Genomic DNA, 17,950 nt, shown 5'->3' on the forward strand with positions numbered 1-17,950 from the left:
GCGTGGGCCTCGGGGTCAAGGTGTGTCTTGTGTCTTTTGGGCGCGGTGAGATTCTTGATCCCTGAGGAGCTGTCGCGCGAGCTTGCGAGCCGACCGCGTCTCGAAGGGTCCGGTGACCTATCGCTGGTTACTCAATGCGCTGCGACGTCGACGCCGAGGGCGGCCAGGAGGGCCTCGCGGTGGGCGACGAACTCCGGGTCGCGCAGGGAGCGTCGGGGGCCGAGGGAATCGAGGCTGCGGTCGGCGACGAAGCGGCCGTTGTCCAGGACGAGGACCCGGTCGGCGAGGGTGATCGCCTCGTCGACGTCGTGGGTGACCAGCAGCACGCCGGGCCGGTACTTGCTGCACAGCTCGCGCAGCAGGCCGTGCATGCGGATGCGGGTGAGGGCGTCGAGCGCTCCGAACGGCTCGTCGGCAAGCAGCAACTCGGGCTGGCGCACAAGCGATCTGGCCAGCGCCACACGTTGCTGTTCGCCACCGGAGAGTTCGGTGGGCCAGGCCCGTTCGCGGCCTGCGAGTCCGACGTCGGCGAGCGCGGTGCGGCCGGCCTCTGCGGCGTCACGACCGGACAGACCCAGGGTGACGTTGGGCAGCACCCGCGACCACGGGAGCAGGCGCGAATCCTGAAACACCACAGACGAATTGCGGGCGACGAACAGATCGCCGGTGCCATCGACGCCGACGTCGAGTCCGGCGACCGCACGTAGCAGCGTGGACTTGCCACTGCCGCTGCGCCCGAGCAACGCCACGAACTCGCCGCGCCCGATGGTCAGGTCGATGCCGTCGAGGACCGTGCGGTCGCCGAACCGGCGGGTGAGCTTGTCGGCCACCAGAACCGGCTCGGCAGACGATGATTTCTGTTGCAGCTCAGGTGAATCGATCAGCTGCCCAATGACCGGCGCCATACCAGTGCCCTCCGTTCGATGAGACGTACCAGGGTGTCGCTGAGAAGTCCGAACACGCCGTACACGACGAGCCCGACGACGACGATGTCGAGTTGCCCGTAGGTACGGGCCTGATCCATCAGATAGCCGATGCCCTTGGTGGCGTTGATCTGTTCCACCACGACCAGGGCCAGCCAGGATGTGGTGACCGCCAGCCGCAGTCCGGTGAAGAAGCCGGGAATTGCGCCGGGCAGAGCGACCCGCCGGATGAACTCCAGACGCGAAAGCCCAACCGTCTGAGCGAGTTCGACGTGCCGCAGGTCGACACCCCGCAGCTGGGCGTGGGTGTTGATGTAGATCGGGATCAGCACCGCCAGCGCGATGATGGTGATCTTCATCGTGTCGCCGATGCCGAACCACATGATCGCCAGCGGGATGATGGCCAGGGTGGGGATCGCGCGTTTGATCTGCACCGGGCCGTCGAGCAGCGCCTCACCGAGTCGGCTCAGGCCGGCGGCCAGCGCCATCACCAGGCCGGCGACCACACCGATCACCAGCGAGATGCTCGCGAGTCTCAGTGAGGCCAGGATGTTTTCGGGCAACCGTCCGTCGGACCACAGATCTGCGGCCGTCGACCCGATCACCCACGGGGCGGGCAGAGTGCGTTCATCGATGAACCCGGTGGCCGATCCGAGGAACCAGATCGACACCAGCACAGCCGGTCCTAGCAGCCAGCCGCCGGGAATCGGCTTTCCGGGGCCGAGCCTGCGCCGCGGTGCGGTGCCACGGTGTTCGAGATGTGGGTAGCCGGCCGACGATTCGGTCCGGACCTGCGGCGTCGTCACCGGTGCCGCATGCCTGCCGAGTCTCCTCGACGGTGCCGCGGTGGTCACTGGATCTTCTCCGATCCGCGGCTGATGCCGGTCTCGGATACGGCCTGCTCGATGACGGGAGCGAAGCGGAGGTCGAAATCGTCGGACGCCTTGACCTTCTTCGGCAGCTGACCGGCCTTGTCGAGCACGTCGATGGTGCCCTGCTGACGGGCGATCAGGGCGTCATCGAGTTTGGGGAAACCGGTGGTTCCGGTGCTGCGCAGGATGCGCCAGCCGTCGTCGGCGGTGACGTTCTGATTCTTGACATAGTAGGCGTCGATCCAGGCCGCGGGATTCTTGTTGGCCCAGTCATACGCCTTGATGATGACGCCCTCGAGGTGGCGCAGTGCGGCGGATTTGGCTGTGTCGGTGAGGGATTCGCCGCGCGCGTAGATATAGGACAGGCCCTCGCTGATCTGGCCGACGCTCTTGGGATCGACGAACGACGCACCGTCGCGTCCGAAGTCACGCAGGTAGCGGGTCAGCCGGGGCTCATTGAGCGGAGCGATGTCCACTTGATTGGCGCCGAGTGCATCGGAGAATTCCGCGAGTTTGAGTTTGACCAGCGTCACGTCGCTGACCTTGAGCCCGGCGTTGTCGATGGCCCGTAGCACCGCGGCCTGCTGGGCCGTGCCCTCGGCGTAAGCGATCTTCTTGCCGCGCAGGTCGGCGGCGGTCGGCACCTTTGACTTCGGTGCGGTGGCAAGCGAATACGTGTCGACGCCGGTCTGCAGCGCCAGGATGATCGGTACCTTCTGGTCGGTGAGCTGCGCATGTATCGGCGGCACATCGCCCACACCGGCGACGTCGGCGGTGCCGGCGCGGAATGCCTCCAGGACCGCCGGACCGCCGGTGAAGTTCGCGTACTCCAGCTTGTAGGGGAGGTCCTTGTCCAGACCCGATGCGGCCAACAGGGTTTGGTACTTGTTCTGCTGATCGGCCCAGACGATCTTGGTTCCGGCGGGGATCTCGGTGGGCAGTTCTTTGCTGAGATCGACCTCGCCGTCGTCGGAGGATCCGCAGGCGGTCAGGATCAACGCGATGATCGCGACCAGTGTGGTCAGGACCCACCGGCCGGCGGACAGGGTTTTCCGGCTCTTGCGCACGGCACGTACTCGCTTCGAAGTCATGGAACAGCGGGGTTCCGTCGATTGGTTGCTCGCGCAAGGGTGCCAATTCGGGAAGCCGTGCCCAATGGTTTGATTCGGTGTGATGATTAGTCACACCGACGCGGGTGAACGTGCAAAGCGGTTGTCGCAGCAGATATTTCTTAACTCACTGCAAAGCAGAACTACTTGAGGGAGAACGACACCGTGACGGTGAAGGTGAGCGTCTGCTCGCCGGGGGAGATGGGCACCGATGCGTCGCCCGCGCTCTCGCGGGCGTACGTCTTGGGCGACGCACTGCTGACCTGCTCGTCGATGGACAGCACCGGACCGAGATCGTCCTTGGCCAGCGATGCGTACTGCTGCGCCCGGGTGCGGGCATCGGTGAAGGCACGGGTACGGGCCTGCTTGAGGAGATCGGCGTCGTCGTCGATGGACAGGCCGACGCTGTTGATGCGGGTGTTGTTGCCACCGGCATTGACCGCCGCGGTGAGCGCGTTCGAGGCCGCGCCGACGTCGCGGACCTTGATGGTGAGTGTGTTGGTGGCGGTGTAACCGCCGATCCCCGACGCCTGGCCGGGGTCGGGGCGGGTGTAGCGCGGGGACAGCGACACCTGCTGGGTCTGCACGTCCTCCTTCTTGACGCCGGCTTTGACGACGGCGTCGGTGACGGCCTTGATCTTGGTGTTGGCCTCGTTCAGCGCCGTCGACACGTCGTCACCTTCGGCTTCGACGCCGACCACAGCGGTCACTGTGTCGGGGACGCCGGTGGCCTCACCGGTACCGATGACCGTGACCTTGCGCGGCTCGCCACCGCTCGGACCGTCGTCGCCACATCCGGCGAGCAGTCCCGCGGTCAGAAGCGGAAGCAGAACGAGGGCACGGCGACGCGTGGTCATGAGGCTCCTTCGGCAGATGCGGACACAACAATCCGGAACTCAGGTGCCACGGGCCTGGCTCCTGAGTTCCGGACAGATCGCTGTCATCGGTCGGCTCAGCGCCACGGGTCTTCCTTGAGTGTGATGTCGAGGATCCAACCGACGATCGAGACGACGATGGCACCGAGGATCGCGGCCCAGAAGAAGGACTCCACCTCCAGGCCCCAGTGCGTGGTGTTGCGGGTGATCCAGGCCGTGAGTTCGAGCATCAGCGCGTTGATAGCGATGTGGATCAGGCCGATGGTGAGGATGTACAGCGGGATCGCGAACAACTGCACGACGGGTTTGATCACCGCGTTGACCAGGCCGAAGATAATCGCCACGAACGCGGCGATCCCGATCTTCTCCCACGTCTGGTCGCCGCCGATGAAGTCGATGCCGGGCACGATCAACGTGGCGATCCACAGGGTGAACGCGGTCAGTGCGGTGCGCACCAGAAACTGCTGCATGCGCCAAGTCTGCCAGGTGACGACCGTGGTGTGCCGCCGATGCCGTCAACCGGCGGATGCAGTGGCAATCGTCCGACGCCTGCCACTGCCGACGTGCCTGGATCGGTGCATTTGGACTGGTTGCCAGGGAGGCGTAGCATGGAACGTCGGTGCGCGTCGCGTGCCCGTTTTTTGCGTGTCATTGCTCCGGCGATCGCGTAGGGCCCGGGGAGTGCACCACGATGACCTCCGGTGACGGAGTGTCATCACCGTAACGGATAGACAAGGATTCAACCGGGCTTGCGGGCAATCGCAGGCCAGGATCGCGGAGGATATGGCGAAGAAAGACGGGGCCATCGAGGTCGAGGGACGTGTTGTCGAGCCTCTGCCCAATGCGATGTTCCGCATTGAGCTGGAGAACGGACACAAGGTCCTCGCCCACATCAGCGGCAAGATGCGGCAGCACTACATCCGCATCCTGCCGGAGGATCGGGTGGTCGTTGAGCTTTCGCCCTACGACCTCGGACGTGGCCGAATCGTTTACCGGTACAAGTAAACCCACCGATCAGCACAGGAGCTCCAGACGTGAAGGTTCAGCCGAGCGTCAAGCCGATCTGCGAGAAGTGCAAAGTGATCCGCCGCAACGGCCGGGTCATGGTGATCTGCGACAACCTGCGCCACAAGCAGCGTCAGGGCTGATCACAGCACCACTCGTGGTCGCTTGAGAACAACAACTGAATACGCAAGACGAGAGCTGAACAGACTTTTGTGAAGCCCTCCCAGCACCAGCGGCGGTATACGGGCCGTCGCCCACCTCCGGTTCAGAGGCCGGGGCCCGATACGGACACAACACGGTGTCCGCACAGGCGGGACGGACTGGGAGCAGACCTCTGACAAGTAAAGGAATCACGCCACATGGCACGTGTTGCTGGTGTTGATCTTCCCCGCGAAAAGCGGCTGGAGATCGCACTCACATACATCTACGGAGTTGGTCGTACCACCTCCAAGGAGATCCTCGCAGCCACCGGCCTCAGCGCCGACCTGCGCGCCAAGGATCTGACCGACGCGGACATCTCGAAGCTCCGCGAGTACATCGAGGCCTCGGTGAAGGTCGAGGGTGACCTGCGCCGCGAGGTCCAGGCCGACATCCGTCGCAAGATCGAGATCGGCTGCTACCAGGGTCTGCGCCACCGTCGTGGTCTGCCGGTCCGCGGACAGCGCACCAAGACCAATGCCCGCACTCGTAAGGGCCCGAAGAAGACCATCGCCGGGAAGAAGAAGTAATGCCTCCGAAGTCACGCGCTGCAGGCCCCAAGAAGGGCACACGCCGTCGCGATAAGAAGAACGTCCCGCACGGCAACGCACACATCAAGTCGACGTTCAACAACACCATCGTCTCGATCACCGACCCCAACGGCAACGTGATCAGCTGGGCGTCGTCGGGTCACGTCGGCTTCAAGGGTTCGCGTAAGAGCACCCCGTTCGCCGCGCAGCTCGCCGCCGAGAACGCCGCCCGCAAGGCGCAGGAGCACGGCGTCAAGAAGGTCGACGTGTTCGTCAAGGGACCGGGTTCGGGTCGCGAGACCGCCATCCGGTCGCTGCAGGCCGCCGGCCTCGAAGTCGGCACCATCTCCGATGTCACCCCGCAGCCGCACAACGGCTGCCGCCCGCCCAAGCGGCGCCGGGTCTAAGCGGGAAAGGAACTAGAGAACAATGGCTCGTTATACCGGCCCCGCCACCAAGAAGTCTCGTCGTCTCCGTGTCGATCTCATCGGCGGAGATCAGGCGTTCGAACGTCGCCCCTACCCGCCCGGCCAGCACGGCCGCGCGCGGATCAAGGAGAGCGAATACCTGCTTCAGCTGCAGGAGAAGCAGAAGGCCCGCTTCACCTACGGCATCCTGGAAAAGCAGTTCCGCAAGTACTACGAGGAAGCCAACCGTCGCTCCGGCAAGACCGGTGACGAGCTGCTGCGCATCCTCGAGACCCGACTGGACAACGTCGTGTACCGCGCAGGCATCGCCCGGACCCGTCGTCAGGCCCGCCAGCTGGTCAGCCACGGCCACTTCACCGTCAACGGTGTGAAGGTCGACGTGCCCAGCTACCGCGTCAGCCAGTACGACATCGTCGACGTCCGGCCGAAGTCGCTGGCCACCACCCCGTTCCAGATCGCCAAGGAGCTCGTCGGCGATCGTCCGGTTCCGGGCTGGCTGCAGGTGGTTCCGTCGACGCTGCGGATCCTGGTGCACAACGTTCCCGAGCGCGCGCAGATCGATATCCCGATCACCGAGCAGCTCATCGTCGAGTTCTACTCCAAGTAGTCCTCAGACAGCTACAGCCTTACAGCACACGCTGTTCGGTCAACCTTCTACGAAGTCATATAGCGGGCTTCACAAGGAGAAATCCACTCAATGCTCATCTCACAGCGACCTGCCCTCACCGAGGAGATCGTGGCCGACAACCGGTCGAAGTTCTTCATCGAACCGCTCGAACCCGGCTTCGGCTACACCCTCGGCAACTCGCTGCGCCGTACCCTGCTCTCGTCGATCCCCGGTGCCGCCATCACCAGCATCCGCATCGACGGTGTCCTGCACGAGTTCACCACCGTCCCCGGTGTGAAGGAGGATGTCACCGACATCATCCTGAACCTCAAGGGCCTCGTGGTCAGCTCCGAGGAGGACGAGCCGGTCACCATGTACGTGCGCAAGCAGGGGCCGGGCACCGTGACCGGCGCCGACATCGTGCCCCCGGCCGGTGTCACCGTGCACAACCCCGATCTGCACATCGCCACCCTCAACGACAAGGGCAAGCTCGAGATCGAGCTTGTGGTCGAGCGTGGCCGCGGCTATGTGCCCGCGGTGCAGAACAAGGCGTCGGGTGCCGAGATCGGCCGCATCCCGGTTGACTCGATCTACTCGCCGGTGCTGAAGGTCACCTACAAGGTCGAGGCCACCCGTGTCGAGCAGCGCACCGACTTCGATCGGCTCGTGCTCGACGTCGAGACCAAGAACTCGATCAGCGCGCGCGATGCGCTGGCGTCGGCGGGCAAGACCCTCGTCGAGCTGTTCGGGCTGGCCCGCGAGCTCAACGTGGAGGCCGAGGGCATCGAGATCGGGCCGTCGCCGGCCGAGGCAGATCACATCCAGTCGTTCAGCCTGCCGATCGAGGAACTCGAGCTGACCGTCCGGTCGTACAACTGCCTCAAGCGCGAAGGTGTGCACACCGTCGGCGAGCTGGTTGCCCGCACCGAGTCCGATCTGCTCGACATCCGCAACTTCGGGCAGAAGTCGATCGACGAGGTGAAGGTCAAGCTGCACACGCTCGGTCTGTCGCTCAAGGACAGCCCGGCCAGCTTCGACCCGTCGCAGGTCGCCGGCTACGACCCGGCCACCGGCACCTGGTCGGACGACGCCACGTTCAGCGACGACGGCGGCGAGGATTTCGCAGAGACCGAACAGCTGTAGCCGACAGCTCTGAGCTGTAGCTCACCATCAGAACCCGTGACTCGCGGTCGTCGAAGATCGAGAGTCGTCTCTTCTAGGAGATTGCAATGCCCAAGCCCACAAAGGGTGCCCGCCTCGGCGGGTCGGCGAGCCATCAGAAGGCGATCCTGGCGAATCTCGCCACGGCTCTCTTCGAGCACGGCCGCATCACCACCACCGAAGCCAAGGCCAAGCGGCTGCGTCCGTACGCCGAGAAGCTGATCACCCACGCCAAGCACGGCAAGCTCGCCAACCGGCGCGAGGTCCTCAAGGTCATCCGTGACAAGGACATCGTGCACGTGCTGTTCGAGGAGATCGGTCCGTCGTTCGCCGACCGCAACGGTGGTTACACCCGCATCATCAAGACGATCAACCGCAAGGGCGACAACGCTCCCATGGCAGTGATCGAACTGGTGACCGGTGAGACCGTGTCCACCGAGGCCAGCCGCGCCAACCGGGCGGCCGCATCGAAGGCAGCCGAGGCCAAGAAGGCCGCCGAGGCTCCCGCGGTCGAGGTTGTCGAGACCGCCGAAGCGGCAGACACCGAAGCTGAGACCGAGACCGCCGCTCCGGTGGGTCTGCTCGACACCTCCGATGCGCCCGCGAACTCCGGTTCGCACGCCCCGCTCGAGGACGATTCGCAGCCGGAAGGTTTCCCGATCAAGGGCAACGAGAGCTCCAAGCTCTACCATCGCCCCGGCACTCGGTTCTACGATTCGACGATCGCCGAGATCTGGTTCGCCACCGACGCCGACGCGGAGGCCGCGGGCTACTCGCTGCCGCCGAGCCAGCAGGAGTCGGAAGACTGAGCAGCAACACTGCCCACGAACCCGCCGTCACCTCATCAGGTGGCGGCGGGTTCGTCCGTCTGCGGCTCGATGTGGGTTACGACGGCACGGACTTCGCGGGCTGGGCGCGGCAGACCGATCAGCGGACCGTGTGTGCGGTCCTCGAAGACACCTTGGCGACGGTCCTGCGCGTGCCGGTTCGGCTGACCGTCGCCGGCCGCACCGACGCGGGCGTGCACGCCACCGGGCAGGTGTGCCATACCGATATCCCCGAATCCGCGCTCGACACCCGCAGTATCTCGGGTGATCCGTCGGCGCTCGTGGGACGGTTGGGCAAGATGCTGCCCTACGATGTGCGGGTCAAGGCCGTATCCAGGGTGAGCACCGATTTCGATGCCCGGTTCTCGGCGCTGCGGCGCCACTACGAGTACCGGCTCACCGATGCCCGCTGGGGTGCCGAGCCGGTGGTCGCTCGTACCACCGCCGCCTGGCGCCGCCCCCTGGACGTTGACGCGATGAACGCGGCGTCGCACACCTTGCTGGGGCTCAACGACTTCGCCGCGTTCTGCCGGCGTCGTGAGGGCGCTACGACCATCCGTGACCTACAACGCTTTTCGTGGCGCAGCGGCGACGACGGTGTGCTGATCGGGTCGGTGAGCGCCGATGCGTTCTGCTGGTCGATGGTGCGTTCGCTGGTCGGTGCTGTGGCGAGCGTCGGCGACGGTCGTCGTGACATCGATTGGTGTCGCGGACTTCTCGCTGCCACCGAACGCAACCAGCAGGTTCCGGTGGCCGAAGCACGCGGACTGTGCCTGGTCGGCGTCGACTATCCGGCCGACGACGAATTGGCCGCCCGCAATGAGATCACCCGAGACGTGCGAACCGCGGGCGGTTGTTGCGGAGGCTGACTCGGGTGGCGCGGCGTTCGTCTTCGAATACTTTGGGCACCTCATCGAGGGTCTCCCCATCACTCTTCAGTGTGAAAAGACTTGGACTCTTGCGGGACCCTTATACTCGTACGTCGCTTTAAATGATGTCGTCCAAATGGTTGAAATCTATCTCAACCGTAGGAATCCGGTCATTTAATTAGCTCATCTAATGTTTCGTGACGGCATGGTCCATGAACTGCGAGAACGTGTACGAGAAAGCAGAGAACCGGACTCGCGAACGCGAATCCGGTTCTCTGTGAAGCTAACCCGGCTAGGGCGGTCTTCGGCTCTCGGTGGGTCAGCTCCCGTTTGCAAAGCCGCCGAGGGCGCTGAGGAACGAAAGGAACTGGTCGAAGGTGAGTACGGGGGGATCGTCTTTCTGTGGGCGGTTCATCGAGATCTCCGTTCATGAGGGGGTGACTGAATTGGACCTGCGCTTCTGAATATAGCGCTCGACTGTCTGGGATGGTGGAGAGGTAAATGCCTATATTGAGTTGTTGTCGGATTGTTATCCTTGTCACTTAGGGTGCCCTATAGGTGACTACTTGTACAAGGACTACAGGTGTCGCCGACGCGGTGCTGGTGGTCAGGTGGCGCTGCGTTCGTCCTCAAGTGCCTCGAGCACCTCGTCGATGGTCTCCTCGTCACCCTCGAGGTCGGCGCGCTGTGCACCGCCCGAACTCATCAGCTCGCGCCACATGAGCGGATCGAAGTCCAGTGGCGTGGAGTGCTCGATGAAGTCGATGAGGGTGCGGGTGAAGCGTTCGGGGTCGTCGTGGAACGGGAAGTGACCGGAGCCGGAGAAGGTGACGAGTTCCGAGTGCGGGATGGCGGTGTGGGTGAGCACCGCGTGGTGGTAGGGGATGACGGTGTCGTCGGTACCCCACATCACCATCATCGGTAGCCGCTCGGTGAGGTAGCAGCGGTCGAGCATAGTGACCGACTGGCCGCGCCAGTCGACGACGGCGTGCAGGGTACGCAGGAACGCCTTCGACGCGTGCGGGTCGGCGAGCCCGCCGACCACCCGCAGAAGATCGTCGTGGTCTCGCAGGAGCCGGCGCGGCGACCAGTTGGCGGGGACGCCGGGCAGGCCCGGGACGTCGGCCAGGGTGTCGATGCCCCATCGCAGCGCGGGCAATACGCCGGGGATGCGGAGCATCGCGAGCACCTCACCGGCTCCGGGCAGTGTCACCAGGCGCAGGACGGGGTTGACCTCGCGCATGACGCCACCGGCGGCGACCAGCACCAGGCGTTCGACGAAGCGGGGGAACTGGTAGCAGAACTGCATGGCCACACCGCCGCCGAGGGAGTGACCGACCACAGTGACCTTGGGAATGCCCAGGACCACCAGCAGATCGCGCATGCCGTTGGCGAACGCGGCCACCGAGTAGTCGGCGCGCGGCTTGTCGGACAGTCCGTGCCCCAGCAGGTCGGGCGCGATGACCGTGTAGTGCTGGGCGAGCGTCGGGATGACGTCGTCCCAGGTGGAGGAATTGTCGCCGATACCGTGGATCAACAGCAGAGCAGGCCCGCTGCCGGCGATCCGGAATGCGCGCCGGTAGCCGTGCACCGTCCGGTACTCGATACGCATGCGGGTGTCGGAGACCGAATGCAGGGCCGGGGCGCTGGGTCGTTTCGCCGGCAGGACGGTGGTGGGCTGGTCGGGACCGGGCACGGGGACTCCTCGGTGAGTGTTCAGCCCGCTCGCCGCTCGGGCGAGGTGTCGCGGGGCTGCTATCGCTCGGACACCGGCTGCGACGGTTCGGAGTCCACTGAACAGTCAACAGTATGTCCACCGGATGTGCTCGCCATGTTGCACAGCGTTAACCGGGCGGTGGAGCCAACGTCCTACGCGGACCGAGGAAAGCGGGCGAGTATCGGGAGCACGATCAAAACAACTCGTGTACCTGCTATAGCAACAAACAAGGCCTCGAAGATATTCGTACGCAAAGCTATGTAAGTGTTATGGTCCGCCTGCTGTGCGAAACGCGTATATTCTTAGGGACCGATTCATTGCGCAATGTAGCCAGAATCGGTGACATTCCGGGGGCTGAGTGGTAAAGCCCAATTGTCCTGGCGGGGTAAGACGAACAGCAGACCGGCTCTGGCATCTGCCAAAGCCGGTCTGCTGTATATATTTAGCGACGCTAAGGTCAGCTTCCGGCGGCCTCGGTGACTGCACCGATGAGGCCGTCGACGACTCCGTCGATAACCCGGCCGACGGCGGCGTCGATGAGGGCGTCTGTATCTCGCTGAGGCATATTATGACTCCGTTGTGATAGTAGGTTGATGCGGCAGGGCAGCCACGTGTCGAAGATACACATTGCTGTACTGAATATCAAGGCAGCATCTAGCGAAGCTGATCGTGCGCTTACCGTCACGGATACGTGGTTGGTCACGACTACCGATTGGACGATTGCCACGCCTACGGCGCTGATCGAGGTGGAATACTGAGGACCGGTCAAGGCGCAATTGAAGATGAGATGGAGGCATCGCTATCGTGACAGCTGACGACGGGCAAGACGGGTCTGCGATTGCAGGATCGGACGGCGCCGGCGTACGCTGTCGTCTGCTGGTTCCGGATGAGTTTGCGGAGGCCGTTGAACTGGTGACGGTCGCGGTCGCGGAACTGTCGTTCTACCGTTGGCTCTTCGGTGACGCCATGTCGGACGAGGCATTGCGCTGGGCGGCCGAGCGCAAGTGCGGATGCGTGCGGCAGGGCGGCAGCATAGGGGCATTCGACACCGACGGCCGACTGGTGGGATTGTTGGTGCTCAATCATCCCGGACAGCCGGCGCCGACCACGACTGACGATCAGTTGTCGTTCCTGACCGAACTTGTGAAAGCGAACCTTGATATCGCGCGGCGGTTCCAGATGCTGCGCAAGACGGCGGAGCAACATCCGGTCCGCCCTGATGCGATCGACGTCGCCCATGCGGTGGTCGAACCGCGCTTACGCAATTCAGGCATCTTGCGAACACTTGCCATCGCCGCGTACGAGGTTGCTATGGAGCGCGGCCACCCCTTGACGCTCAGGACGAATGTTCCTGAGTTGGCTGTCGCGTATCGCGAGAAATTGCTGTGTGTGGATACCGGGAGCTATGTCGATGCGAGTGGCGCGACCACTTGGGTGTTGGGCCAAGAGGTGGCCGATATGCCCGCGGCGATAGCACGACTCCGGGCACGGACTTCCACGGTGTAGCGTGCCGAACCGCCCAACACGGTGCGGCGGGTGTACAGGCAAAATGACCGGAGCCCCTCGTCGGACGGTGTCGGCGAGGAGCTCCGGTGCAGGGGATTCAGCGCAGATGGCGCTCGTAGAACGACCACGAGCGGTGGAGCTGGTCCTGCCAGTAGCGCCAGGAATGCGATCCGGTCGGCTGTAGGTCGACCGTCGCGGGGATCCGCAGCTCTTTGAGCCTGCGGAGCAGGTTCTGGGTGCAGTACATCGAGCCACCTTCCAGGACCCCGCCGATCACGATCTGGTCGGCCAGTGTCTTGGTCTTGGTGACGTAGTGCGGGTTGTCGTACTTGCCGGGGATTCCACCACCGCTGGAGATGTACAGCGGCATGCCCCGGAGTCCGGCCGCGTGCAGGACGGGGTCGTTGGCCTTCCATCCCGGACCGTTGTACGGACCCCACATGTTGGTCGCATCGCCCTTGCCACGCGTTTCCACCACCAGCCGCGCACTCCGCTGCCCGACGGGGTCCGAGGTCTGCGCGCATCCGCTGTAGGCGCCGACGGCCTTGTACAGGCCCTTGTGTTCCATCGACAGGTTGAGCACCGAGGTGGCCGAGGACGAGATGCCGCCGATCGCGTTACGTCCGTTGGTGTTGTAAGTGGCATCGATGACCGGGGGTAATTCCTTGCCCAGGAAGGTCGACCACTTGTACAGCCCGAGGTGCGGGTCGGGCTTCTGCCAGTCGGTGTAGTAGCTGAACGCACCCCGGTTGGGGACCACCACATACACGTTCTTATTGGCCGTGAACTCTTCGATGTCGGTCTTGTTCAACCAGTTGGCGGTATCTTCGCCGCCGCCCGCACCGTTGAGGAGATAGAGCACACCGCGCGGCTTGGACGGGTCCTTGGGCTTGATGACAGTGAGCGGAACATCCGATTTCATCGCGGGGGAGTACACGATGATGTCGGTGATCCGGTCCGTTTTGGAGCCGGCGTCGACCAGCAGTGACGACGGGTCCGCGTGTGCGACACCGGTCGCCGACGAGGCGATCACAGTGAGCGCGGTGACCGCCGAGGCGATCAGCCCGGCCCGGATGCGCCCGCCCCGAATGTGCCTGTTGAACACAAGTCCTCCATCTATTCCCAAGTGGCCGTCGTGGTGATACGGCCCAATACCTGTGTCGGTGTTTCGTCGTAACTGGCCCGGCGAGGCCCACGCAGGCGCGAAACGGCGTCCGAGACATCTGCCTGGCTGTCTCGTGCGCAACGTTCAGCGTAGCTGCCCCCTGCCGCCATCAGCTCCTGATGGCTACCACATTCGACCACGCGACCATCCTCCAGGACAACAATCTGGTCGGCGAGCGCCGCCGTGGCGAGGCGGTGGGTGATCAGCAGCGTCGTGGTCGTGCTCCGCAGTTTCAGCAAAGCTCGCTGAATCAGCAACTCGGTGCGCGGGTCGGCGGAACTGGTCGCCTCATCGAGCACCAGGATCCGAGGTTGGGCCGCGATCGCCCTGGCGACCGTCACCAGCTGCAGTTCACCGGCGCTCAGATTGCCGCCGTCATGCCCGACCACGGTGTCCAGACCGTCGGGAAGCACCGACACGATCTGCCCCACGTGGCTGTCGACGATGGCCTCGGCCAGCCGGAGCTCGCGTTCATCGTCCTGCCCGTCGGTTTCCCGGAGACCGTAGGCCACGTTGTCGGCGACGCTGCCGGTGAACAGCCACGGTTCCTGGGCCACGGCCGCGATCATCGAGCGCACCCCGGCCCGGCCCAGCTCGGTGACGTCGGTGTCATTGATGCGGATGCTGCCGGACCCGGGTGTGTAGAAGCACTGCAACAGACTGGTGAGCGTCGTCTTCCCCGAGCCGGTGGTGCCGACGATGGCGGTGGTGGTGCCCGGCCGCATGGAGAAGGTCACCTCGTGTAGGACCGGCGTGCCTGGTTCGTAGCCGAACTCGACGCCGTCGAAGTCGATCCGCGGCGGACCGGCGGGCAGGGCCGGGCGTTCAGTGGCGTCGACGGCAGGGTCGGTCTCGGTGGGCGTCAGCAACAGGTCACGGACCTGCGCGGCCGAGACCGCACCGGACTGGATGCGAGGCAGGAAGCTCGCCAGTTCCTTGACCGCCCCGGCGAGCTGCGTGGCGAAGACGATCACGATCTGCGCGGCGCCGAGACTGAGATGGCCGTTGATGACCTGGATGCCGCCGACCACCGCGAGAAGAAGGAACACGATCGCGTTCAGGAACATCAACACGGGCGAGAGGGTGCCGGCCGCCCATTGCGCCGACCGGATCGACCCGAACAGTGTGTCGTTGAGTGCGGTGAACCGGCCGCGGGTCAGGTCGTCGGCGTCGTAGGCCCTGATCATCTGCCGCGCGGACAGTTCCTCCTCGAAACTTCCCGACAGGGCGGCCGTGGCCTTCCACTGGCTCAGCAGATGCGGCTTGGCCCGGGCGGCCACGAACGCCGCGACGACACCCGAGAGCGGAGCGGAAATCAGGACGATGACCGCCAGCAGCGGCGAGATCCAGAACAACACGACAGCGGTGACGACCGCAGTCAGCAGGTTGGTCGGCAGGGATACGAACACCGGACCGAGTACCGTGGTGGCGTTGTCGATGTGAGTGGTGGCCTTGGCCATCAGCTCGCCGCGCCGGGTGGATTCGGTGAAACCGATCGGGACCCGCGGAATCAGCTCCGACACCTTGGCGCGCAGGCGGGCGATCGATTGCTGGACCGTGGTCGTCAGCAGCAGTCCCTGCGACAGGGAGCACGCGTAGCCGACCAGGTACACCGATGCGGCCACGGCGACGAGGGTCCACAGCAGATCCCAGTCCATCACCCCCGAGCCCGCGCCGCCCAGCCCGGTGGAGCCGTCGACGATGACGTTGGTCACCCGGCCCAGCACCATAGGGGCGGCCAGGGTGCAGATCGTGGACGCAATCGCGAGTACCGACACGGCCGCCATGCGTGGGCGGCTTACCCGGATCTGCGCCAGCAGCCAGATGAGGGTTCTCAGGCCGGTCGAGTTGTCCGGCGAGGTCTTCTCAGACACCGGCCACCGCCTGGGCGTCGGCGAGTTCGCGGTAGACGGTCGAGTCGGCCAGCAGCGAGCGATGGGTGCCGACCGCGACGATCCGGCCCGCGTCGATGACCGCGATCTGGTCGGCGTGCCGGATCGACGAGACCCGTTGCGTGCCGATGATGATCGACGACGTGGGGCAGGCCGAGCGGATGGCGCCGATGATCGCCTGCTCGGTGTCGGTGTCGAGGGCGCTGAACGGCTCATCGAGAACGAAGACATCGGGGCGGCGCAGCAACGCCCGGGCGAGCGCGAGCCGCTGGCGCTGACCGCCGGAGAAGTTTCTGCCGCCTGGGTTGACCTTGGCGTCCAGGCCGCCGTCTCGCTCACGGACGAACCCGGCCGAGGCCAGGTCGAGTGCCTGCCACAGTTCATCGTCGGTGGCGTCGGCCCTGCCGATGCGCAGATTGTCGGCGATGGTGCCGGTGATCAGCGACGTCCCGGATGAGATGTAGGCGATGCGGGACCGCAGCACGGCGGGTGCGACATCGGCGGCATCGGCACCATTCCAGCGAACGGCGCCCGAGGTGGGATCGATGAGCCGGGGCAGCAGCGACAGCAGCGTCGACTTGCCGCTCGCGGTACCGCCGATGATGCCGGTGGTCGATTGGGGCCGGAAGGACAGCGAGATCGCGTCGAGTGCCGGTGCTTCGGCTCCGGCGTACCGGAAGCCGACACCGTCGAACTCGATCAGCGGGGCGCGGTCGGTGACGCCGAGGGCCGCCAGACCATCGGCGTCGAGCTGTCCGCCGTCGGGGTCGATCGACGGCTGGGTGTCGCGGATCTCGATGATGCGTGCGGCGCTCGCACTGGCACGCGGTATCACTCCTGCAACTACAGAAAGCATGGAGACCGCGATCAGGATCTGCATCAAGTAACCGCTGGTGGCCATCAATTGCCCGATCTTCATCCAGCCGCGGTCGACAAAGATGGCGCCCAGCCCGGACACCGTCACCGAGGCGAGGCCGGCCACGACGGTGACAGTGGGCAGCAGCGCGGTCTGCCAACGACCCATATGTAAGGCAACGGTGAACAGGTCGGTGTTGGCCTCGTCGTAACGCCGGAGCTCGGTCCGCTCCTGGCTGAATGCCCGGATCACCCGCTGACCCGACAGCTGTTCGCGGACGATCCGATTCAGGTTGTCGATGCGCTTCTGGATGAGTGTGGCCGCGGGGATCAGCTGCCGGATGAACACGCCGATCCCCACCGACAGGATGGTGCCGGCGACGACGATGACCGGGGACAGCCGCCAACCCTGGATCAACGAGAGGACGGTGGCACCCACCAGCATGAACGGCGCGGTGACGGCTATCGCCAACACTGCGAACAGCAACACCTGGACATTGACGACGTCGCCGGTGGCGCGGGTGAGCAGGCTGGGAATGCCGAACCGGGAGGCCTCGGCGTCCGAGAGCAGGGCGACCCGATCACGAACGGATATCCGCAGGTCCCGAGCCATCGAGGCCGAGATGTGGGCGGAAAGGTAGACCGCGGCGAGGGAGACTGCGAGGTTGACCACCGCGACGATCAGCATGTAGCCGCCGACGCGGTAGATCTGGCCGGTATCACCGGCCATGATCCCGTGGTCGACGATGCGGGCGTTGAGTGCGGGCTGCGCCAGTGCGGTGAACGTGGCAGCGAGTTGGCACAGCGCGAACACGGCGACGAGCCGCCACCGAGGAACGAGCGCCTCGGTGAAGAGCGTCGACAGCGGCCGGCGCGGTGTCGACGCTGTGCCGTCGGGCGAGGAGTGCGCCGTGGCGCGACCGGAATCTGTCATAGCCCTCTAACAATACGAAGCCCCCGAACACAACGAACGAGCCGTCCCGTGTGTTGTACGGGACGGCTCGAACAGGGCCGGGCTGTGGGGCTCAGGAGCCGGTGCTGCTGCCGTTGCCGCCGCCGGTATTGCCGGAGTCGGTGCTGCCGAGTCCGGTGAAGATACTGTTGCCGACCAGCTGGATGACGTCCCTGACGGTGGTGTCGGCTCCGATGCCTGCCATGGTGGTTCTCCTTGGATTGTGTGCGGTGTCCCGAGCGTCGGGTATCCGGATGGGAATTGGGAGGCCGGGTGGTCCGGCGCTGACCCGATTGGTGTGAGTGAGCTGCCGGCTCAGGATCCGGTGCTGCCCTGGCCGCTGCCCTGCGAACTCAGATTGCCTCCGACGGCCTGCACGACGTCGGTCATGGTGGCGTTCAGAACCTCGTCCACGGTGTAGCCCATGTCTGTACTCCGATCTGGGTGGTGGGAATCGTA

Annotated in this window: 19 protein-coding genes; 9 read left to right on the forward strand and 10 right to left on the reverse strand. The window is 64.9% G+C overall.

The window, feature by feature from the left end; all coding sequences use genetic code 11:
- Nucleotides 1-131: 131 nt before the first annotated feature.
- The 5 genes from KDB67_RS19545 to KDB67_RS19565 all read right to left on the reverse strand — a co-directional run bounded on the left by KDB67_RS19545 (nucleotide 132) and on the right by KDB67_RS19565 (nucleotide 4,249).
- Nucleotides 132-905 (reverse strand): ABC transporter ATP-binding protein, encoded by a 774-nt coding sequence (locus KDB67_RS19545; RefSeq protein ID WP_291019535.1) that lies wholly within the window; start codon nucleotides 903-905, stop codon nucleotides 132-134.
- Nucleotides 881-1,729 (reverse strand): ABC transporter permease, encoded by an 849-nt coding sequence (locus KDB67_RS19550; RefSeq protein ID WP_291019669.1) that lies wholly within the window; start codon nucleotides 1,727-1,729, stop codon nucleotides 881-883. Before KDB67_RS19550 ends, KDB67_RS19545 begins: the two co-directional genes overlap by 25 nt.
- Before the next feature lie 44 nt (nucleotides 1,730-1,773).
- Nucleotides 1,774-2,886 (reverse strand): ABC transporter substrate-binding protein, encoded by a 1,113-nt coding sequence (locus KDB67_RS19555; protein WP_291019538.1) that lies wholly within the window; start codon nucleotides 2,884-2,886, stop codon nucleotides 1,774-1,776.
- A 161-nt stretch (nucleotides 2,887-3,047) separates the two neighbouring features.
- On the reverse strand, nucleotides 3,048-3,761 hold the full coding sequence (locus KDB67_RS19560; RefSeq protein WP_291019540.1) for an SIMPL domain-containing protein: 714 nt from the start codon (nucleotides 3,759-3,761) through the stop codon (nucleotides 3,048-3,050).
- A gap of 95 nt (nucleotides 3,762-3,856) precedes the next feature.
- Entirely contained in the window at nucleotides 3,857-4,249 is a 393-nt protein-coding gene (locus tag KDB67_RS19565) for a phage holin family protein (protein WP_291019542.1), read from the reverse strand.
- 313 nt (nucleotides 4,250-4,562) lie between these two features.
- Here KDB67_RS19565 and infA point away from each other — a divergent pair, with 313 nt between their 5' ends.
- The 8 genes from infA to truA all read left to right on the forward strand — a co-directional run bounded on the left by infA (nucleotide 4,563) and on the right by truA (nucleotide 9,404).
- A complete protein-coding gene (gene infA / locus KDB67_RS19570) occupies nucleotides 4,563-4,784 on the forward strand; it encodes a translation initiation factor IF-1 (RefSeq protein WP_005187701.1) in 222 nt (73 codons plus the stop codon).
- A 29-nt stretch (nucleotides 4,785-4,813) separates the two neighbouring features.
- The gene (rpmJ, locus tag KDB67_RS19575) at nucleotides 4,814-4,927 is read left to right on the forward strand and encodes a 50S ribosomal protein L36 (RefSeq protein ID WP_040515091.1); all 114 of its coding nucleotides are present in this window, start codon (nucleotides 4,814-4,816) and stop codon (nucleotides 4,925-4,927) included.
- Nucleotides 4,928-5,143: 216 nt separating this feature from the next.
- On the forward strand, nucleotides 5,144-5,512 hold the full coding sequence (gene rpsM / locus KDB67_RS19580) for a 30S ribosomal protein S13 (protein ID WP_005187704.1): 369 nt from the start codon (nucleotides 5,144-5,146) through the stop codon (nucleotides 5,510-5,512).
- Nucleotides 5,512-5,919 (forward strand): 30S ribosomal protein S11, encoded by a 408-nt coding sequence (gene rpsK / locus KDB67_RS19585; RefSeq protein ID WP_005187705.1) that lies wholly within the window; start codon nucleotides 5,512-5,514, stop codon nucleotides 5,917-5,919. Before rpsM ends, rpsK begins: the two co-directional genes overlap by 1 nt.
- Nucleotides 5,920-5,941: 22 nt before the next feature.
- Nucleotides 5,942-6,547: a 30S ribosomal protein S4 gene (gene rpsD / locus KDB67_RS19590; protein ID WP_291019549.1), complete on the forward strand. Its 606-nt coding sequence runs from the start codon at nucleotides 5,942-5,944 to the stop codon at nucleotides 6,545-6,547.
- Between the two features lie 90 nt (nucleotides 6,548-6,637).
- Entirely contained in the window at nucleotides 6,638-7,690 is a 1,053-nt protein-coding gene (locus tag KDB67_RS19595; RefSeq protein ID WP_291019552.1) for a DNA-directed RNA polymerase subunit alpha, read from the forward strand.
- An 86-nt stretch (nucleotides 7,691-7,776) separates the two neighbouring features.
- Nucleotides 7,777-8,517, forward strand: a complete 741-nt coding sequence (rplQ, locus tag KDB67_RS19600) for a 50S ribosomal protein L17 (RefSeq protein ID WP_291019555.1) — start codon at nucleotides 7,777-7,779, stop codon at nucleotides 8,515-8,517.
- On the forward strand, nucleotides 8,514-9,404 hold the full coding sequence (truA, locus tag KDB67_RS19605; RefSeq protein WP_324383765.1) for a tRNA pseudouridine(38-40) synthase TruA: 891 nt from the start codon (nucleotides 8,514-8,516) through the stop codon (nucleotides 9,402-9,404). Before rplQ ends, truA begins: the two co-directional genes overlap by 4 nt.
- A gap of 607 nt (nucleotides 9,405-10,011) precedes the next feature.
- On the opposite strand, the gene KDB67_RS19610 is transcribed toward truA, so the two are convergent.
- The gene (locus KDB67_RS19610; protein ID WP_291019671.1) at nucleotides 10,012-11,016 is read right to left on the reverse strand and encodes an alpha/beta hydrolase; all 1,005 of its coding nucleotides are present in this window, start codon (nucleotides 11,014-11,016) and stop codon (nucleotides 10,012-10,014) included.
- 909 nt (nucleotides 11,017-11,925) lie between these two features.
- Between KDB67_RS19610 and KDB67_RS19615 the strand changes: the two genes are divergently transcribed.
- On the forward strand, nucleotides 11,926-12,627 hold the full coding sequence (locus KDB67_RS19615; RefSeq protein WP_291019563.1) for a hypothetical protein: 702 nt from the start codon (nucleotides 11,926-11,928) through the stop codon (nucleotides 12,625-12,627).
- 97 nt (nucleotides 12,628-12,724) lie between these two features.
- Here KDB67_RS19615 and KDB67_RS19620 read toward each other — a convergent pair whose 3' ends face one another.
- The 4 genes from KDB67_RS19620 to KDB67_RS19635 form a co-directional block, all read right to left on the reverse strand.
- Nucleotides 12,725-13,702, reverse strand: a complete 978-nt coding sequence (locus KDB67_RS19620; protein ID WP_291019673.1) for an alpha/beta hydrolase family protein — start codon at nucleotides 13,700-13,702, stop codon at nucleotides 12,725-12,727.
- Between the two features lie 41 nt (nucleotides 13,703-13,743).
- Nucleotides 13,744-15,666: an ABC transporter ATP-binding protein gene (locus tag KDB67_RS19625; RefSeq protein ID WP_291019566.1), complete on the reverse strand. Its 1,923-nt coding sequence runs from the start codon at nucleotides 15,664-15,666 to the stop codon at nucleotides 13,744-13,746.
- Nucleotides 15,659-17,473 carry an ABC transporter ATP-binding protein gene (locus KDB67_RS19630; protein ID WP_291019569.1) on the reverse strand — a complete coding sequence of 605 codons (1,815 nt, stop codon included), beginning with the start codon at nucleotides 17,471-17,473 and terminating at the stop codon, nucleotides 15,659-15,661. Before KDB67_RS19630 ends, KDB67_RS19625 begins: the two co-directional genes overlap by 8 nt.
- 91 nt (nucleotides 17,474-17,564) lie before the next feature.
- Entirely contained in the window at nucleotides 17,565-17,696 is a 132-nt protein-coding gene (locus KDB67_RS19635) for a hypothetical protein (protein WP_291019571.1), read from the reverse strand.
- Nucleotides 17,697-17,950: the final 254 nt, after the last annotated feature.

Source organism: Gordonia sp. (in: high G+C Gram-positive bacteria) (genome assembly GCF_020438995.1).
GTDB lineage: Bacteria > Actinomycetota > Actinomycetes > Mycobacteriales > Mycobacteriaceae > Gordonia.